Source organism: Enterococcus dispar ATCC 51266 (assembly GCF_000406945.1).
Taxonomy (GTDB): Bacteria; Bacillota; Bacilli; order Lactobacillales; family Enterococcaceae; genus Enterococcus_C; species Enterococcus_C dispar.
Map to the genome: position 1 here is coordinate 2,230,764 of NZ_KE136354.1, position 18,174 is coordinate 2,248,937.

The 18,174-nt window shown below is 38.9% G+C and carries 13 protein-coding genes; 4 read left to right on the plus strand and 9 right to left on the minus strand.

Features of this window, described 5'->3' with window-relative positions; translation table 11 throughout:
* Positions 1-213: 213 nt before the first annotated feature.
* From gyrA to dnaA, 9 genes are all read right to left on the minus strand, one after another.
* Positions 214-2,706 carry a DNA gyrase subunit A gene (gene gyrA, locus RK01_RS10515; protein ID WP_229084941.1) on the minus strand — a complete coding sequence of 831 codons (2,493 nt, stop codon included), beginning with the start codon at positions 2,704-2,706 and terminating at the stop codon, positions 214-216.
* Positions 2,707-2,960: 254 nt separating this feature from the next.
* Positions 2,961-4,910, minus strand: coding sequence for a DNA topoisomerase (ATP-hydrolyzing) subunit B (gene gyrB, locus RK01_RS10520; RefSeq protein WP_016173269.1), 1,950 nt, complete (start codon positions 4,908-4,910; stop codon positions 2,961-2,963).
* A gap of 28 nt (positions 4,911-4,938) precedes the next feature.
* The gene (gene recF / locus RK01_RS10525) at positions 4,939-6,048 is read right to left on the minus strand and encodes a DNA replication/repair protein RecF (RefSeq protein ID WP_016173270.1); all 1,110 of its coding nucleotides are present in this window, start codon (positions 6,046-6,048) and stop codon (positions 4,939-4,941) included.
* Positions 6,035-6,277, minus strand: a complete 243-nt coding sequence (gene yaaA / locus RK01_RS10530) for a S4 domain-containing protein YaaA (protein WP_034864852.1) — start codon at positions 6,275-6,277, stop codon at positions 6,035-6,037. Before yaaA ends, recF begins: the two co-directional genes overlap by 14 nt.
* A 428-nt stretch (positions 6,278-6,705) precedes the next feature.
* Entirely contained in the window at positions 6,706-8,145 is a 1,440-nt protein-coding gene (locus tag RK01_RS10540; RefSeq protein WP_016173272.1) for a glycoside hydrolase family 1 protein, read from the minus strand.
* A 25-nt stretch (positions 8,146-8,170) separates the two neighbouring features.
* A complete protein-coding gene (locus RK01_RS10545) occupies positions 8,171-10,051 on the minus strand; it encodes a beta-glucoside-specific PTS transporter subunit IIABC (protein ID WP_016173273.1) in 1,881 nt (626 codons plus the stop codon).
* A gap of 321 nt (positions 10,052-10,372) precedes the next feature.
* Entirely contained in the window at positions 10,373-11,218 is an 846-nt protein-coding gene (licT, locus tag RK01_RS10550; RefSeq protein ID WP_016173274.1) for a BglG family transcription antiterminator LicT, read from the minus strand.
* Between the two features lie 594 nt (positions 11,219-11,812).
* A complete protein-coding gene (gene dnaN, locus RK01_RS10555; protein WP_016173275.1) occupies positions 11,813-12,943 on the minus strand; it encodes a DNA polymerase III subunit beta in 1,131 nt (376 codons plus the stop codon).
* 398 nt (positions 12,944-13,341) lie between these two features.
* The gene (gene dnaA, locus RK01_RS10560) at positions 13,342-14,670 is read right to left on the minus strand and encodes a chromosomal replication initiator protein DnaA (protein ID WP_016173276.1); all 1,329 of its coding nucleotides are present in this window, start codon (positions 14,668-14,670) and stop codon (positions 13,342-13,344) included.
* Between the two features lie 721 nt (positions 14,671-15,391).
* On the opposite strand from dnaA, the gene rpmH reads away from it, so the two are divergent.
* The 4 genes from rpmH to jag all read left to right on the plus strand — a co-directional run bounded on the left by rpmH (position 15,392) and on the right by jag (position 17,836).
* Positions 15,392-15,526, plus strand: a complete 135-nt coding sequence (gene rpmH / locus RK01_RS10565; RefSeq protein WP_010766794.1) for a 50S ribosomal protein L34 — start codon at positions 15,392-15,394, stop codon at positions 15,524-15,526.
* Between the two features lie 331 nt (positions 15,527-15,857).
* Complete coding sequence (gene rnpA / locus RK01_RS10570; RefSeq protein WP_016173277.1) at positions 15,858-16,190, plus strand: ribonuclease P protein component; 333 nt, start codon at positions 15,858-15,860, stop codon at positions 16,188-16,190.
* Positions 16,191-16,258: 68 nt separating this feature from the next.
* On the plus strand, positions 16,259-17,050 hold the full coding sequence (locus tag RK01_RS10575; RefSeq protein ID WP_051113728.1) for a YidC/Oxa1 family membrane protein insertase: 792 nt from the start codon (positions 16,259-16,261) through the stop codon (positions 17,048-17,050).
* A gap of 15 nt (positions 17,051-17,065) precedes the next feature.
* On the plus strand, positions 17,066-17,836 hold the full coding sequence (gene jag, locus RK01_RS10580; RefSeq protein WP_016173279.1) for an RNA-binding cell elongation regulator Jag/EloR: 771 nt from the start codon (positions 17,066-17,068) through the stop codon (positions 17,834-17,836).
* Positions 17,837-18,174 lie beyond the last annotated feature (338 nt).

Below are 18,174 nucleotides of genomic sequence, written 5' to 3' on the forward strand. Positions count from 1 at the left end.
GTTCAGCTCGCCAGCAATAAGATGGAATCTCAATAAATTGTTTTGTAATTTCTTGAGATTTTATCTTATTGTCGCAGCGCGCTAGTTTGTAAAGCTAGACATTAAAGAAAAGCTTTGCAAACTGTTTCAGCTCTAGCAATAAGTGAAAATTTTATATCCTTTACCTATAAAAAATCACCCTGACAAAACCAAGTCCTGTCAGGGTGAGGTTAATTATTCTTTATTTTCTTCGTCTACATCTAATTCAACAATTGTTTCTATCTCAGTTGTTTCAGTTGTATCATTTGCTTCGGTAGTTGCTGGCGTTACCTCAGTTTCTTCTACTTCTGCTTCTGCTTCGACAGCTGCCATTGTGACAACTTTCGCGTCGTCTTCTAGTTTCATCAACCGCACACCTAATGTTGCGCGCCCAGTTTGTGAGACAGAGGCTACATTGAAACGAATGATTACGCCTTTATTTGTAACCAACATAATATCTTCATTGCCATTAACTGTCGTTAAACCAGCTAATGGGCCGTTTTTAGCCGTGATATTCGCAGTCTTAATCCCTTTACCCCCACGACCTTTAACAGGGTATTCCAAGCCTGCTGTGCGTTTTCCGTAGCCGTTTTCGGTGATAACCAATACTTCTTTGTCTGGCGTAATTACAGAAACTCCAACTACATAGTCGTTTTCTCGTAAGCGTATGCCCCGGACACCTGAAGCAGTACGTCCCATATCCCGAACAGCTTCTTCTTTAAAGGTAACCGAATAACCATCGTGAGTCCCAATAATCATGGTATCATCCCCGCTTGTTTCCAAGACATCAACTAATTCATCGTTTTCTTTTAGATTAATGGCAATTAAACCGTTACTGCGAATATTGCTAAAAGCATCCACAGAAGTCCGTTTAACGACCCCTAAAAGCGTAGTGAAGAACAAATATTTATTATCGCTTTCGCCGCTGACAGCAATAATCGTTTGGATTTTTTCAGCAGAATCAATACCTAATAAGTTAATCACTGGAATCCCTTTTGCAGTACGGCCATACTCTGGAATTTCGTAACCTTTGGCTTTGTAAACTTTTCCGACATTGGTGAAAAATAGTAACGTATCATGAGTGGAACAAGAAACTAATGTTTTAACAAAGTCCTCATCATGGACGCCCATTCCTTGAACACCTCGGCCACCTCGGCGTTGCGCACGGAATTCGCTGTTAGCAAGGCGCTTGATGTAGCCATTATTGGTTAAGGTAATGACCACTTCTTCTTCTTCGATTAAATCTTCATCTTCCAAACTCAATACTTCACCAACTAAAAGTTCCGTCCGGCGCTTATCACCAAAGCGTTGGGTTAATTCCCCTAATTCCGTTTTGATAATTTCATTTACGCGTTCAGAACTTGCTAAAATCGCGGTTAAATCTGCAATGAGCGCCAATAGCTCTTGGTATTCTTTTTCGATTTTGTCGCGTTCCAAACCAGTTAGACGGCGTAAACGCATATCTAAAATTGCTTGGGCCTGGCGGTCTGACAATTCAAATTTCGTCATCAAAGTATTTTTGGCTTCATCGTCAGTATTAGAGCCGCGAATAATTGCGATAATTTCATCGATATGATCTAAGGCAATCCGCAAACCTTCTAAGATGTGAGCCCGAGCTTCCGCTTTGGCTTTATCAAAAGCGGTACGGCGGGTTACGACTTCTTGTTGGTGTTCAACATAATTTTCCAAAATTCGTTTTAAACTTAAAATTTTTGGAACGCCTTTTTCAATAGCCAACATGTTGAAACCAAAGGAAGATTGCAAGGCTGTTAACTTGTAAAGGTTATTCAAAATCACAGAAGCTGAGACATCGCGTCTGACATCAATTACAATTCGCATTCCTTCACGACTGGATTCATCCCGTAAATCAGTAATGCCTTCAATTCGTTTATCCCGATGTAATTCTGAAATACGTTCAATTAATTTGGCTTTATTCACCATGTAAGGCAATTCTGTTACCAAAATTCGTTCTTTGCCATTTGGCATTTCAGTTACTTCCACACGACCACGGACAGTAATTGAACCGCGTCCAGTTTCATAAGCGCGACGAATCCCGGATTTCCCCATTACCAAACCACCAGTTGGAAAGTCTGGTCCAGGAATAACTTCCATTAATTCATTAGTAGTCACTTCAGGATTTTCCATCAATAAATTAATCGCTGCTGTCACTTCACTTAAATTGTGGGGCGGAATATTTGTCGCCATCCCAACCGCAATCCCAGTCGTACCATTGACTAAAAGGTTAGGAAATCGAGCCGGTAAGACTTCTGGTTCCCGTTCAGTATCGTCATAGTTACTAATAAAATCAACAGTATCTTTATTGATATCCCGCAACATTTCTAAGGCTAATTTACTCATTCGGGCCTCTGTATACCGCATTGCCGCAGCGCCATCACCATCGACAGAGCCAAAGTTACCATGGCCGTCTACTAACATATAACGGTAACTAAAAGGTTGGGCCATCCGCACCATTGATTCATAGATAGCCGAGTCGCCATGGGGGTGATATTTCCCCATTACATCCCCAACGATTCTGGCTGATTTTTTATGAGGTTTGTCTGGTGTTACACCTAATTCATTCATCCCGTATAAAATCCGGCGGTGCACCGGTTTTAAGCCATCACGAACGTCTGGTAATGCCCGTGCGACGATAACACTCATCGCATAGTCGATAAAGGAATTTTTCATTTCACTACTCAAATTGACGTCATGAATATGGGCTTTATTATCTTCCAAGTGTTTCACTCCTAACTAAGATGTTTAAACAACGACAAAAACTTTGCTTTTAAAACCAAAGCAAATAATTTTATTTATTCTTTAAACTCATTCTGGCAAACACGACCCAAGTTTTAGGAAAAAGTGAAAAATTGGCGGCGAAAAGAAATTTAGCCAGAAAAATTTTCCGCATTTTCCTAAAGTTGACAGTCATGTACAATTTTTATTTAAATATCCAAGTTTTGGACATAGTGAGCATTTTCTTCAATAAATGCTCGGCGGGGTTCCACGCGATCACCCATTAACATTTCAAAAACTTGATCGGCTTCAATTGCATCGTCAATAGAAACCCGCAACATCAAACGATTATCCGGATCCATTGTCGTTTCCCATAATTGATGATCATCCATTTCCCCTAAACCTTTGTAGCGTTGAATCGTTGGTTTTGGTGTTTTTGGTAATTCATCCATAATTTGTTGCAAACGTTCATCCGCATCTTTACCTGGTTGCACGTAAGTAATATTTTTCCCTTGTTTGACTCCGTACAATGGTGGTTGTGCGATATAAACATATCCTGCTTCCACGATCGGACGCATATAACGGTAAAACAACGTTAATAGCAAAGTCCGGATGTGGGCGCCATCGACATCGGCATCGGTCATGATAACCAATTTATGATAGCGGGCTTTTGAGACATCAAAATCGCCGCCAAAACCAGTTCCCATCGCTGTAAAGAGGGAACGAATTTCTTCATTGGCTAAAATTTTATCCATCGATGCTTTTTCCACGTTCAAAATTTTACCCCGAATTGGCAAAATCGCTTGGAATTCCCGATTACGTCCTTGTTTTGCAGAACCGCCGGCAGAATCCCCTTCGACGATGAATAATTCGCAACGTTCAGGATCATTAGAAGAGCAGTCTGCTAGTTTACCTGGCAAATTACTGATTTCCAAAGCCCCTTTACGGCGAGTCATTTCCCGTGCCCGTTTGGCAGCTTGCCGCGCTCTTGAAGCTAACATCCCTTTGTCGACAATTTGCCGGCCAACATTGGGATTTTCCATCAAGAATTTCATAAAGTGTTCCGAGAATAAACGATCGACAATCGTTCGAACCTCTGAATTACCCAGTTTGGTTTTGGTTTGACCTTCAAACTGTGGATCCGGGTGTTTAATTGAAATTACCGCAGTTAAACCTTCCCGCACATCTTCACCGGAAAGATTGTCGTCGTTGTCTTTCATGATTTTTTGCTTGCGGGCATAGTCGTTAATCACCCGCGTCAATGCCGTTTTAAAGCCGGATTCATGGGTCCCGCCTTCATAGGTATGAATATTGTTGGCAAAACTTAAAATATTCATGTGATAACCATCGGTATATTGCAAGGAAACTTCCACCGCAATATCTTGTTGCTGATCTTCTAGATAAATGGGATCAGGGAACAAGACCGTTTTATTTTTGTCCAGATGTTCCACATAGCTCTTAATCCCACCTTCATAGTGGTATTCTTTTAAAACTGGTTTTTCTTCACGACGATCTTCAATTGAAATACGCAAACCGCGATTTAAAAAGGCCAATTCCCGCACGCGGGTTGCCAATTTATCAAAGTTAAAAGTTGTCGTTTCAGTAAAGATTTCTGAATCCGGCCAAAAGCGAACTTCTGTCCCGTGTTTATCTGTTTCATCAATAATGCTTAAATCATCCACAACAGCGCCACGTCGGTATTCTTGGAAGTAGACTTTGCCTTCTTTGTAAACTTTGACCATTAATTTAACAGAAAGAGCGTTCACAACGGAGGCACCGACACCGTGAAGACCCCCAGAAACTTTGTAGCCGCCACCGCCAAATTTACCGCCGGCATGCAAAATTGTAAAAACAGTTTCTAAAGCCGGACGTCCTGTTTTGGCTTGAATATCAACCGGAATACCCCGACCATCATCGGTAACGGTAATCGAGTTGTCTTCTTCAATAATGACTTGAATTTTAGTAGCAAAACCAGCTAAAGCTTCATCGATAGAATTATCAACAATTTCCCACACAAGGTGGTGTAAGCCTTCTGAACTGGTAGAGCCGATATACATTCCGGGACGTTTACGTACCGCTTCTAAGCCTTCTAAGACCTGAATCTGACTGGCGTCATATTCCTTGGCACGCTCAACTAAGCTTTTTTCTTCTTCTGTCATCTATGCGGATCCTCATTTCTTCAATAATCTATTTGGTAGTACTTAAATGACCTTTTTCAACGTAAAAAATAGTCGGTGAGACTGTCATTTTATTTTTGACATGATCCAGCGTCGTAGTGGTTAAAAACGTCTGTACCTTGCCTTCAATTGTTTCCAAAAGATGCAGCTGACGCGAATCATCTAACTCACTCATCACATCATCGAGTAAAAGTATCGGATATTCTCCCGTTTCTTCTTGCATCAAATCTATTTCAGCTAATTTGACACTTAATGCCGTCGTCCGTTGCTGCCCTTGTGAACCGTATGTCTGCACGTCAATCTCATTAATGGCAAAACTTAAATCGTCACGATGGGGACCTGCAAGGGTCGTTTGCCGCTGCAATTCCCGTGCCTGATTTTTTTCTAAGACGCTCAGAAAACGGGCTTTTACCACATCTAGACTATCTGCCAGGTCAAAATCAATCGTAGACACATAGCGTAAGGTCAAATTTTCTTTTTCGTGACTGATTTTTTGATGCAGCAAGTTGGCCCAATATTCCAAGCGTTTGACAAATTTTCCACGGGCTAACAATACTTTGCTGCCAAACTCTACTAGCTGATCATTTAATACACTTAAATAAAGCATATCAACTTTTTTTTGCTGCTTTAGGTATTGATTGCGTTGCTTTAAAACGTTTTGGTACTGGACGAGGTCGTATAAATAAATTGGATCGATCTGGCCGATTTCCATATCAAGGAATTTGCGCCGCAAAGACGGGCTTCCTTTAACTAAAGCCAAATCTTCCGGGGCAAACAAAATTACATTTAGTTGCCCAACATAACTGCTAAGTCTTTTTTGTTCAATGTGATTGATACGGGTCTTTCGGCCTTTTTTGGTTAACAAAAGCTCTAAAGGCACTTTGCTGTGCACTTTTTGGACTTCTCCTTTAACACTGGCAAAATCAGCCCCCCATTCAATCAGCTCTTGCTCATTATTGGTGCGATGGCTTCTCGTCATGGCTAAAACGTAAATGCTCTCTAAAATATTCGTCTTTCCCTGCGCATTTTCCCCGAGAAAAATGGTTAAATTTTGGGGAAATTGAAGGGCCAATTCCTCGTAATTGCGAAAATGCTGCAAAAAGAGATTATTCAGGCGCATTATCTTTTTCCTGTGCTTGCGCCATAAAAAAAGTCCCCTCATCGGGAATTTCTACCATCATCCCTGGATAAAGCTTACGGCCGCGGCGATTTTCAATCTCTCCATCCACTAAAACGATATTTTCAGCCAGGTACCATTTCGCCTGTCCGCCACTGGAAATCACATTGACTTCTTTTAGCACTTGGCCTAAGGTCATGTAGTCTCCTGTGATTGCAATTTTTGCTTTCATTTTCATCCCTCGTTTCTCCAGTCACAGTTAGGTTTATTATACCGTTTTTTAAGCAAGAAAACAAATTTTCCCTAGTTTTTTTCACTTCTAAGAAGTTTTAATCTTTTTAGATAATTTTTATCCGAAAAGTTAAAAAAGCCGTAAAAACGATTTTATGCCCTTTTAAGAAGATTTTATCATTTCTGAAAGTAATACAGTTGTTTTTCATTTTCTTGTAAATAAAAATGAAATATTTTTCCAAAAAAGCCATGTAAATACGATAAAAAATGGTAAAAGGAGGCAATATCACCTTTTTATTACTTAAAAAGAAAACTAGCGCCATAAAAGTTGCAGGAATCCACATACTTCTCAATAGTTCTACAAAAAAGATAGAATCCTTTCCCTACAAAAAACCGCAGCAACTCTATCACGAGCTGCTGCGGTTTCTCTTAATCCAATTTTTGACCATTCGTGGCAATAACATTCCGATACCAATCAAAAGATTTTTTCTCATAACGATTCAAGGTGCCATTTCCCTCGTCGTCTTTATCGACGTAAATAAAACCGTAACGCTTACTCATCTCACCAGTGGAGGCACTGACTAAATCAATACAGCCCCAAGGTGTATAGCCCATTAAATCCACGCCGTCTGCGACTGCTTCTCCCATGGCGATGATGTGTTGACGCAAGTAATCAATTCGGTAATCATCTGCCACATAGAAGTTTTCATCCACTTCATCATATGCCCCCAAGCCGTTTTCCACGATAAATAGTGGCTTTTGATAACGGTTATACAATTCATTTAAGGCAATTCGCAACCCTTTTGGATCAATTTGCCAACCCCAGTCGCTGGCAGCTAAGAAAGGATTTTTCACTCCGCCTAAAATATTGCCCTGCACTTTTTCAGCGGTTGTCGTTTCATTAATCGCCGTTGACATGTAATAGCTAAAACCGATGTAATCAACCGTGTTTTCCGCTATTAAAGCTAAATCATCGTCTTTTACTGCCAAAGGTTTTACCTGATATTTTTCCAACATCCGAGTAGTATAAGCAGGATATTGCCCACGGACTTGGACATCGGCACAAAAATAATTGAACTCTTGATTTTGAATCATGGTCGCCACTTGATTCACAGGATTGGCATCATAACTATAACTGGTTCCATAAATAATCATACAGCCAATTTGTAAATCTGCTTTTAAAGCATGGCCAATTTTAACCGCTTTGGCACTGGCGACAAATTGATGATGCCACGCTTGGAAAATATTTTGCCAATTTCCGCCACCATTACTTTTTACCATGCCCATGCTCAAGGCTGGTAATTCAAAAGGAGAATTAATTTCGTTAAAGGTCATCCAATACTTTACTTTTTTGTAGTAACGGTTTAAAACAACGTCTGCAAAGTGTTCATAAAAGTCAATCAACTGCCGATTTTGCCAGCCACCATAATTTTTGGCCAGATTTAAAGGCATTTCGTAGTGAGAAATCGTGACCACGGGTTCAATATCATATTTTAAACATTCGTCAATTAATTCATCATAAAAGTGTAAGCCTGCTTCATTGGGCGTACTTTCGTCCCCTTGCGGAAAAATGCGGGCCCAAGCGATGGAAAAACGGTAACATTTAAAGCCCATTTTGGCAAAAAGAGCAATATCTTCTTTAAAACGATGATAATGATCAATTCCGGTGTGATTGGGATAAATATATTTACTTTCGTCAATGCTCCAATCAAAATTTTCGCCGGCTAAAATCTGCCAACGTTGTTTGCCACCAGGCATGGCATCGGCCACGGATAATCCTTTTCCGTCTGCTAAATATGCTCCTTCTAATTGATTGGCAGCTGTTGCGCCACCCCATAAAAAGCCTTCTTTAAATACTGATTTTGTCATGATGTTCCTCCTATTATTGCTATTTTTATTTTACAATTGTTAAAAAGTCTTCACCGTGAATGACTTCTTTTTGATCCATATCTAAAATATCCATAAAATCAGTGGTATTGGTTACAACAATTGGTGTAATAGTCGAAAATCCCGCCGCTTCAATCGCTTCTATATCAAATTCCACTAATAAATCACCTTTTTTGACATGATCGCCTTGGCTTACTTTTACGGTATAACCTTGACCGTCTAATTCCACTGTATCCATGCCGATATGCATCAAAATTTCTGCACCTGTTGTAGTCGTAATTCCCACGGCATGACCGGTCGGAAATAGGGTAGTAACAACACCATCGGCTGGTGCATATAATTTTCCTTCTGAAGGTTTAATTGCGACTCCTTTTCCAAGAGCACCAGAAGAGAAAACTTGATCTTTTACTTGGGTCAACGGTAAAACTTCCCCTGATAAGGGGCTTGTAACCATAATTGTTTGCCCATTAGCTAATGCTTCAGCTTTGGGGGATGCTGGTGTAGAATCATCGTTTTCTGCCAATGCAGTATCTTCTGTCTGTTCATCAAACCGTAAAACAAACGTTAAAATAAAAGCGAGCACAAAGGCGATTGCCGTGCCAATCGCCGCCATTACTAAACCGGTGACAGCTTTTGTATCTTGCGGGATAAAACCTGGTAAACTCAACAAACTAATTAAGCCAAATACATAGTTGCGAACTTCAAAAAAGCCAATAAACGCACCGCCGACAGCACCACTAATACAAGCAGCAATAAATGGTTTTTTCAACGGTAAGTTCACACCATACACGGTAGGTTCGGTAATCCCAAAAAAGGAGGTAATCGTTGAAGAGAGTGCCAAACCTTTTAATTTTACATTTTTTGTCATAAAGAAAATGGCCAATGCCGCGCCACCTTGGGCTAGGACTGCAGGGAGTAACATTGGTGTCATCGTATCAAAACCAGCTTGGGTTAAATTGACCATCATAATTGGCACAAAGCCCCAATGCATCCCAAACATGACAAATACTTGCCACAAGCCACCCATAATTGCACCCGCTAAAACGGGACTCAAACCATAAATCGCATCATAGCCACCACCTAATACGTTCCCCAAAATCGTACCTAAAGGACCGATCGCGATAAATGTTAAAGGTGCCATGACCAAAAATACCGCCAGTGGCACTACAATGGTTTGTAAAAAGTTAGGGATAACTTTTTTAAAGAATTTTTCCACGTAGCTTTGTAAAAAGACCGCTAAAATAATCGGGAGCACAGAAGACGTATACGCGCTGGCCCCAATAATTACCGGTAAGCCTAGAAAATGTAACGTTTCTCCGGCTAATGCTGTGATAGAAGGATGAACGAGCGCCATCGCTAAAGCAGCCGCTAAAAATTCATTGGTGCGAAATTTTCTGGCTGCAGTAAAGGCTAACATGACAGGTAGATACGTGAACAAGCCATCAGCAATCGCCCATAACACTACATAAACACCAGAAGTATCTGTTACCCAATTTAGCGTTAAAGCTAAAGTTAAAAAGCCTTTTAATACCCCAGCTCCGGCCATTGCGCCTAAAAAGGGAGTAAAAATAGAGGAGATAATATCAATCAAACGATCAAAAATATTTCCCGTTTTTTCTTCGACAGCTTGGGTATTATCAAAATTGGCAATGCCATTTAACTCCCGATAAACATCCCCCACATGACTGCCAATCACCACTTGATATTGGCCACCTTTTTGTACGACTTGAATTACATCATCATCTTGGCTTAGTGCCTTGGTGTCGGCCACATCTTCATCTTTTAATTTAAAACGCAAACGCGTGGCACAATGCACCACACTATTCACATTTTCTTTCCCACCTACAGCTGCTAAAACCCGGCTAGCGATTTCTTTGTTGCTGCTCATAATTATCTCTCCTTGTCAGTTTAATTTGTCTAAATATGAAAAGCCAAATGGACGAGGTTAACTCTCAAACAATAAGATGGAATTTTAATTCATTATTCTTCAAATTTCAGCTTATTGCCGTAGAGCGTTCGTTCATAATGCTAGATACTAAGAAAAGTATATTGGTCTTATTCCTGGTGAAAATCTTATATCCCCCTTTATCTAAATAAAAAAAACCAGAATGAAAAAACACGATCCCAAAAAATAAAGCAATGGGTATCTTTGTCTTTTCAATCTGGGTTTTGCCTGCCGAACAGTAACAATCCGTTATTGATTGAATGTTTAGGTTTCCTCTGACACAACGCGCTGAATATGAATCGTCAAATAAATCATTTCGGATTCTCCCAGCGGTTTTTGATAGGTTTTCATTAAATAATCATTGATGCGCTGCACCGTTTGAAAAGCCTTAGGATATTTGGACTGGATTAAAGCAAAGAGAAATTCATCGGGCTCTTCTTTTAATTCATCTTGCAAATAACGTTGGGCAAAATACTGCAAATGAGTGACAATCCGCTGATAACTTAGAGAATCTTGCTGAAAAACCACGCCATAAAAACGACTAATAATTTGCAAAATATCTCGGACAATTTCTGTCGCCTGCATCGTCTGTTGCATCGAACCATCAGCATTTAACTGCTCGCTGTTGACAATATGAAAAGCAATAAATCCCGCTTCTGATTCGGGCAAGTCAATTTGTAATTTGTCTTTTATTAAAGCAATAGCATCTTTTGCAACCGCAAACTCCTTAGCATAGAATTTACGTGTTTCAAATAGAAGAGGATTGGGAATCTCGATGCCTTCTTTACTACGCTCTAACGCATAATGAATATGATCGGTTAGTGTCAGATAAATATTAGTAGATAGCTCTTGTTGCAATTTGGCTTCGGCTAGATCAACAATTTGTTTGACCACTTCAACTTCTTTAGGAGGTACATCGGTAAACAGTTGTTGAAATTGCCCAGCAGTCAGGGAATCTTTTAAAATAAATTCTTTTTCTATAACCGCACTATCAATTTCAGCGCCAACTTTTTTACCAAAAGCCAAGCCCCGCCCCATGTAGATAACTTCTTCACCAGCAGCGTTTTTTGACATAACAATATTGTTATTGAGGATTTTTTCAATGACCACAATTCCCACTCCCTGCTCAATATTTGCTTTCAGACAAATAAAAAAAACCTAGAATTTCCCCCTTGGTGCACATGTGGTAAATTCTGGTTTTGCCTGCCGAACAGTAACAATCCTTAGTCATAATCTAGCACAGTAAAAAACAATTTGCAAGCCTTTTCAAAGAAGAAAAGCAGAATAAACATGATTAGCTCTCAAGCGATAAGACGAAATCTTGATAAATTGTCCTTCAAATTTCTCAAGATTTTGGATTATTGACGTAGAGAGCTTGTTTATTATGCTAGACACCTAGAAAAGCAGAATGAACTCGTCCAACTCGCTAGTATAAGATAGAATTTTAATAAATTGCTTTTCAATTTTCTTGAAATTTTAGCTTAATGTCGCAGCGCGTTAGTTCGTGAAGCTGGAGCAGAAGAAAAGCTAAATGTAGTGGGTAGCTCTTTGAAAAAATCTCAGAAACTCGTCTTTCTTAACGTCGCCAAAAGTTTCTTCAACATAAAAAACTGCCAAATAAATTTTCCGCTACCGTAAAAATCTAATGTACCTTTTTACAGTAGTTTTCCATTTATTTGACAGTTGCAAATTAAATTAAAATGCCTAGTTGGTGCGCACTGGTGTGATCAATTGAATAAAGTTTGCTTGATCAGCGGTTGGTTCCAAGGTGAAAGGACGAATCGCTGAAATAAAGCGAACCGTAATACTCATATCACCAAAAGCCCGCAATGCTGCTTTCATATAATCTGGGTTAAAGGAAATTTCCAAAGGATCGCCGCTAACTTTTTCATAACTTAATGCTTCTTCTACTTTTCCGACTTCTGGGGAATTTCCGTAAAGCATGACAGCATCTTCTTTAATGGATAAACGGACAATATTGTTGCGTCCTTCATGTGAAAGTAAAGAGGCCCGCTCAATGGCCGCTAAGAAACTTGGCACCGTAAACTCAATTTCAGTATTGAATTGATGAGGAATTAGACGGTTCGTGTCTGGGTAATTTCCTTCTAACAAACGTGAGTAAAACAACATATTTTCTGTTTGGAACAACACTTGGTTTTCCATGATGCTAACCGCAATTTCTTCTTCATCATCAGCTAAAGAACGTGATAATTCAATTAAACTTTTGCCAGGAACAACGATATTAAAGTCCTCTGCTTCTTGTTCTAGCGGAATAATCCGTTGACTCAAACGATGTGAATCGGTTGCGACAGCCAATAACTGTTGATTTTCTAACACAAAATGCACCCCAGTCAAAATTGGGCGGCTTTCATGAGCAGAAACAGCAAAAACAGTTTCACTAATTAATTGATTGAGTGTTTGCGCTGATAATTTTAATTGGTCACGACTTTCTACAACTGGTAAATGCGGATAGTTATCAGCATCTAAACCATTGACCATGAAGTTGGCTTTGCCAGAAGTGATGGCAACTTGTTCGTTTTCCACAACTTCCATTGTGAAAGTATCTTCTGGTAGGCGACGAATAATTTCGCTGAAAAATCGAGCTTGTAAAACAATCGAACCTGCTGATTCGACAATCATTTGGGCTTTTTCATTGTCCACGGCTAAAAATGTTTCGATGGAAATATCGGCGTTACTCCCTGTTAAGGTTAAACCGCGTTCGGTTAAAACAATTTTTACCCCCGTTAAAATTGGGATAGTGGTTTTAGAAGAAATCGCCCGTTGGACAGTTTGTAATTCTTGCATAAAGGCAGAACGATTCATAGTGACTTTCATAAATGGCACTCCAATCTTTTTTGATGTGTAGCAATTTTTTATAATGTGGGCACTAAATTTAGGTAGCAGTTGCTGATTCGAAAAGTAAACGGAATTTTCGAGAGTAAAAATAATGGCAATTTAAAAGTTAGCTAAACTGGTAACTTTATCAAAATAGTCTTTTTTATTTTCAAGCGGCTTTGTACCTTAATCTTTAAAAATGACTCATGCTGATTATAGCATTTTTTATGAATTGAAAAGAAGGCGGATGCCTTTATATTTAAGAGTAAAAAGATAGTAGTAGTAGTAGGTCCTGTTGAATCAGTGGATAAGTATTCAAACCTAAGACACTACAAGAGTTTTCCACTGTGTATAACTTGTGGATAAAATTTGGAAAACTTGCGAATTTATCCACATCTCTATTTTAATAATAAATTTTTAATTTCCGAAATCTCAGTTTGAGTAGTCGGATCATTTTCTAATAATTGCTGAATTTTTTCATGAGCATGGATGACTGTTGTATGATCTTTACCGCCAAATTCGGCACCTATTTTTGGTAACGAATTATCCGTTAGTTCGCGGGATAAATACATCGCAATCTGCCGTGGTACAACGATACTTTTTACCCGTTTTTTCCCTTTTAAGTCTTTAAGGGAAATGTGATAATATTTTGCGACTTCTTCTTGAATCTGCAAAATTGAAATTTGCGCTACACCGCCATTACTCTTTAAAGATTTTAAGGCTTCAGCAGCTAAGCTAGTGCTGATTTCAGCGTTATTCATCGTTGCGTAAGCTTGTACGCGTAAAAGTGCGCCTTCTAGTTCGCGAATGTTGGAATCAATTTGGCCGGCAATATAACTTAAAGTATCATCTGGGATTTCCAAACGTTCTGCTTCAGCTTTTTTTCGTAAAATAGCAATCCGTGTTTCTAAATCCGGTGGTGTAATGTCAACCGACAATCCCCAAGCAAAGCGGGAAACCAGGCGTTCTGGTAAAGTTGGAATTTCACTTGGCAGACGATCGCTAGTTAAGACGATTTGTTTATTGTTTTTGTAAAGTTCTTCAAAAGTATAGAAAAACTCGTTTTGTGTTTCGACTTTATTTTCCAAAAATTGGATATCATCAACTAATAATAAATCGACGCTGCGGTATTCATGACGGAATTCTTCACTAGTGCGATTTTTAATCGAAGTAATAAAGTCGTTGGTAAAGTTTTCACTACTGACATATTTGATTTTGGCATTCGGGCGATATTTTAATAATTCATGACCAATGGCGTGCATCAAGTGAGTTTTCCCTAAACCGACACCACCATAAAAGAAAAGTGGGTTGTAAATCGAGCCGGGCTCTTCAGCAACAACTTGTGCAGCGGCATGAGCCATTTGGTTTCCTTGCCCAATGACAAAAGTATCAAAAGTATATTTGGGATTTAGCATAATGGAACGATTGACTTTTTCTTCAACTTTTTCTTCTTTTACTTGGGGCATTTCTTCTTGCACTTCATCTTCTGTGATAAAAGCCGGCATAATTTCCCGTCCGTAAAGACGATAGCTGTTTTCCAAAACCCGTGGTGCCAAGTTTTTCTCCCAATAGTCACGATGGACTTTTGTCGGTACTTTGATTAAAAGTTCATCATTTTGTAAAGAAAGGGGACTGGCACTTTCGGCCCAAACTTGAAAACTGGCGGGGCTGAGGTCGGTTTTTAAGCTGTTTAACACCTCTTGCCACAAGGCTTCGTATGATGACATGAGCTTCCTCCTTTATTATTCATTTTTTCAATCAATTAAACGGTATCCGTTTTAATTTGCGTATATTAATAGAGAAAAGATCGTAAAGATTTCCAACAAGCCGCAAAGCGCCTATTAAAAAGGAAAAGTGCGCCTCAAAGAACACCCAGTAATAAATTACGAGGAGATGGCAGCACTTTGTGAAATTTCACGAACTTCTTTTTGCCAGAAAATAGACAAAAATAGGTATTCTTAATTTATCACTTTTTAAAGAAGTTTTCCACAGGCAGATAGCAAAAAGCAAAAAAAAATTTATTTTCAGCAAGTTTTCCACAAATAAACAAGAAGATGAAAATGTGAATTAACAAGAGGGATAAAAATAATCCACAGGCAGGAAAAAAATGTGGATGAATTTGAGTTTTCCAAAAGTTTCCACAAGGTCTTTGGGATAAAAGGTCTTAATGTAACAAGCTTTTGTAACGACTATCCACAGAAAAATAAATGCTTGTGGAAAAGTTTTTAAGCTGTGTGAAAGTGTGGATAATTTTTTTCAAAACTTTAATTTAACTTTCAAAAATTTTTTGTGAATTCACAGCCATCAACAAGGCTTATAAAGAAATGTGGATAACTTTTTTATTGTTTTCACCTAATTTTGTAGTTGACAAAAAGCAATTGGAGTCGTTATACTATCAAAGTATGTCTGTAGTGATGGATATGAGAATTACCTCGGAGGTGGAAATAAATGAAAAGAACTTACCAACCAAACAAACGTAAACGTCAAAAAGTTCACGGTTTCCGTAAACGTATGAGCACTAAAAACGGCCGTCGCGTCTTAGCTAGCCGCCGTCTAAAAGGACGTAAAGTATTGTCAGCTTAAGCCACTGGTTGCCAGTGGTATTTTTTTTATGTTGGCTAATATGAAAATAAAGTAGTCGCTTCAACAACACGCAAAAAAATCTCATCATGGTAGAGGTTTTGAGCTGTGAAAATTGAAGCGGCTTTTTTTGTTTATTTTCTGGTTTTAAAACCCCTGTTTAGAAGAAATTTGAAAAGCAATTTATTAAAATTCTATCTTATTGCTAGCGAGCTGGGCGAGTTCATTCAGCTTTTCTTTTGGTAGGGCTTTTTTGGGGGTAAAGTTTAGGGAGAAATTATGGTATTATTGAAAGGTATGAGCAAATGATTTTAGAAGAAGTGAAGGAAACGTCATGAAAAAAGCCTATCGTGTCAAAAAAGAACGAGATTTTCAGCGAGTATTTGAACAAGGCAGCTCTTGTGCAAATCGCCGTTTTGTTGTCTATAAACTCCCCAAAGAACAAGAACATTTTCGAGTAGGAATTTCCGTGGGGAAAAAAGTCGGCAATGCCGTGATGCGCAATAGTGTGAAACGGAAAATCCGTGCCAGTTTATATGCTCTAAAAGATCAGATTGATCCGAATCTTGATTTTATAATCATCGCTCGACCAACTGTGAGTGAATTAGATAGTGAAGAATTGATGCAAAATTTGAAGCATGTACTAAAACTCGCAAAAATTATTTAAATAATCGTTAGAAGGGATCATGCCTCGTGAAAAAGAAACATGTCAAAAAAGCACTGCTTTTAAGCGGCATGCTGGCACTGGTAGTATTCTTGTCAGCCTGTGGTGCCACCGGAGAAGTAAGTGCCAACAGTACTGGAATTTGGGATCGTTACATTGTTTGGAACTTTGCCCGCGCCATTCGAGCATTATCATTTGGTAATGCCGGGATTGGGATTATCTTATTTACATTAATTGTGCGGATTATCTTAATGCCATTAATGCATTTCCAAACAAAAAGTATGCGTAAAACCCAAGAATTACAACCAAAAATCAAAGCGCTGCAAGCTGAATATTCTGCCAAAGATATGGAGACGCAGCAAAAATTAAAAGAAGAAACACAAAAGCTTTATGCCGAACATAATGTGAATCCTTATGCTGGTTGTTTACCATTATTGGTGCAAATGCCAATTTTGATGGCATTGTGGCAAGCGATTCAACGGGTTCCAGAATTATCCCAAGGGCATTTTTTATGGCTGAACTTAGGGGAAAAAGACCCCTATCTAATTTTACCAATCTTAGCCGCTGTCTTTACTTTTGCCAGCACGTATCTTTCAAGTATGAGCCAAGTGGAATCAAATGCGAGTCTAAAAATTATGAACTTTGCCATGCCATTAATGATTTTAATGATGGGGCTAGGACTTGCCAGTGGTTTGTCATTATACTGGGTGGTTTCCAATGCTTTCCAAGTTGTGCAAACATTATTGATCAATAATCCATTTAAAATCAGAAAAGAACGTGAAGAAGCACGCCGTCAAGAAAAAGCGCGAGAACGTGCTTTGGAACGGGCTATGAATCCAAATAAGAAAAAACGCAAAAAATAAAAGGGGGTTACCTTGATGCCGATTTATAAAGGAGCGACCAGTGAAGAAGCCATTACAACAGGTCTGACCGCATTAGGAATTTCTAAAGATGAAGCTGTTATTGAAGTGATAGAAGAGGCCAAAAAAGGCTTTTTGGGAATGGGTAAGAAAAATGCCCGCGTTTCAATTGAGCCTTCTGTTACAGAAGAAATCAGTGAAGCAGTAACAGAAACAGTCGAAGATGTCTTGGTTAATGAAGAGCAAACACCAGTGGTTGAATTAGATGTTTCCACAGCTACCATGGCAGAAGAGCCTGCTATTGGTGACGTTTTATCCGACTTAGACGACGAAGCGGCTTTAACACAACTAGCACTTTATCTAACGAATATCACCAACGAATTAAATGCGCCTGCCTTAGTCAAAACAGAACGTGAAAATGGTATGGTAATCTTCCATTTGGACACGAAAAAACAAGGAATTTTAATTGGTAAACACGGTAAAATGCTAAATGCATTACAATATTTAGCTCAAGTCTTTATTCACCGTGTCGCTAAAAATAAACTTTCGGTTGTGGTCAATGTTGGCGACTACCGCCAAAAACGGCAAGCGATTTTACAACGCTTGGCTGAACGCACTGCTGAAAAAGTTAAACGTACCGGCCGTCCAGTTTTCTTAGAACCAATGCCGGCTTTTGAACGCAAACAAATTCATTCAGCTTTAAGCCATGACGATAGTGTGAAAACGCATTCTGAAGGGGATGAACCTTACCGCTATTTAGTCGTTGAACCAAATAAAAAATATTATTAATAAGCTAAAAAATTTAAAAGCCGCAGGCATTTGCCTGGGGCTTTTTTTAATGAAAAATGGTAATGGTACTAAGGCACTTTAATATTTAAATAAAAAGATAATTTTTTGGAGGAATTACTTTTATCTATATTTCATTTCTTAGTTTTAAAATATGATAAAATACAGTTCTTTTTAGCAAGTTGGGGTGGCAATTTTTAGGCAGTTAAATGAGATAGGAGAGGCTAAAGCGGCTTCTTTTGAGTAGAAATAACTTTTTTGATGCTGTTTTTTATCTTGGATAAAAATAAAGAAAAAGCAGAAGAAATGCCTATCTTATGGGCTTTTCTCAGCATAAACTC

Excerpts from the sequence above, each read along its gene's own strand:
- dnaA (WP_016173276.1), bottom strand. The coding sequence starts at position 14,670 with ATGTCATCATACGAAGCCTTGTGGCAAGAGGTGTTAAACAGCTTAAAA.
- yaaA (WP_034864852.1), bottom strand. The coding sequence starts at position 6,277 with ATGAAAGCAAAAATTGCAATCACAGGAGACTACATGACCTTAGGCCAA.
- rnpA (WP_016173277.1), top strand. The coding sequence starts at position 15,858 with ATGAAAAAAGCCTATCGTGTCAAAAAAGAACGAGATTTTCAGCGAGTA.
- gyrA (WP_229084941.1), bottom strand. The coding sequence starts at position 2,706 with ATGAAAAATTCCTTTATCGACTATGCGATGAGTGTTATCGTCGCACGG.
- RK01_RS10575 (WP_051113728.1), top strand. The coding sequence starts at position 16,259 with ATGCTGGCACTGGTAGTATTCTTGTCAGCCTGTGGTGCCACCGGAGAA.
- jag (WP_016173279.1), top strand. The coding sequence starts at position 17,066 with ATGCCGATTTATAAAGGAGCGACCAGTGAAGAAGCCATTACAACAGGT.
- RK01_RS10540 (WP_016173272.1), bottom strand. The coding sequence starts at position 8,145 with ATGACAAAATCAGTATTTAAAGAAGGCTTTTTATGGGGTGGCGCAACA.
- recF (WP_016173270.1), bottom strand. The coding sequence starts at position 6,048 with ATGCGCCTGAATAATCTCTTTTTGCAGCATTTTCGCAATTACGAGGAA.
- dnaN (WP_016173275.1), bottom strand. The coding sequence starts at position 12,943 with ATGAAAGTCACTATGAATCGTTCTGCCTTTATGCAAGAATTACAAACT.
- RK01_RS10545 (WP_016173273.1), bottom strand. The coding sequence starts at position 10,051 with ATGAGCAGCAACAAAGAAATCGCTAGCCGGGTTTTAGCAGCTGTAGGT.
- gyrB (WP_016173269.1), bottom strand. The coding sequence starts at position 4,910 with ATGACAGAAGAAGAAAAAAGCTTAGTTGAGCGTGCCAAGGAATATGAC.
- rpmH (WP_010766794.1), top strand. The coding sequence starts at position 15,392 with ATGAAAAGAACTTACCAACCAAACAAACGTAAACGTCAAAAAGTTCAC.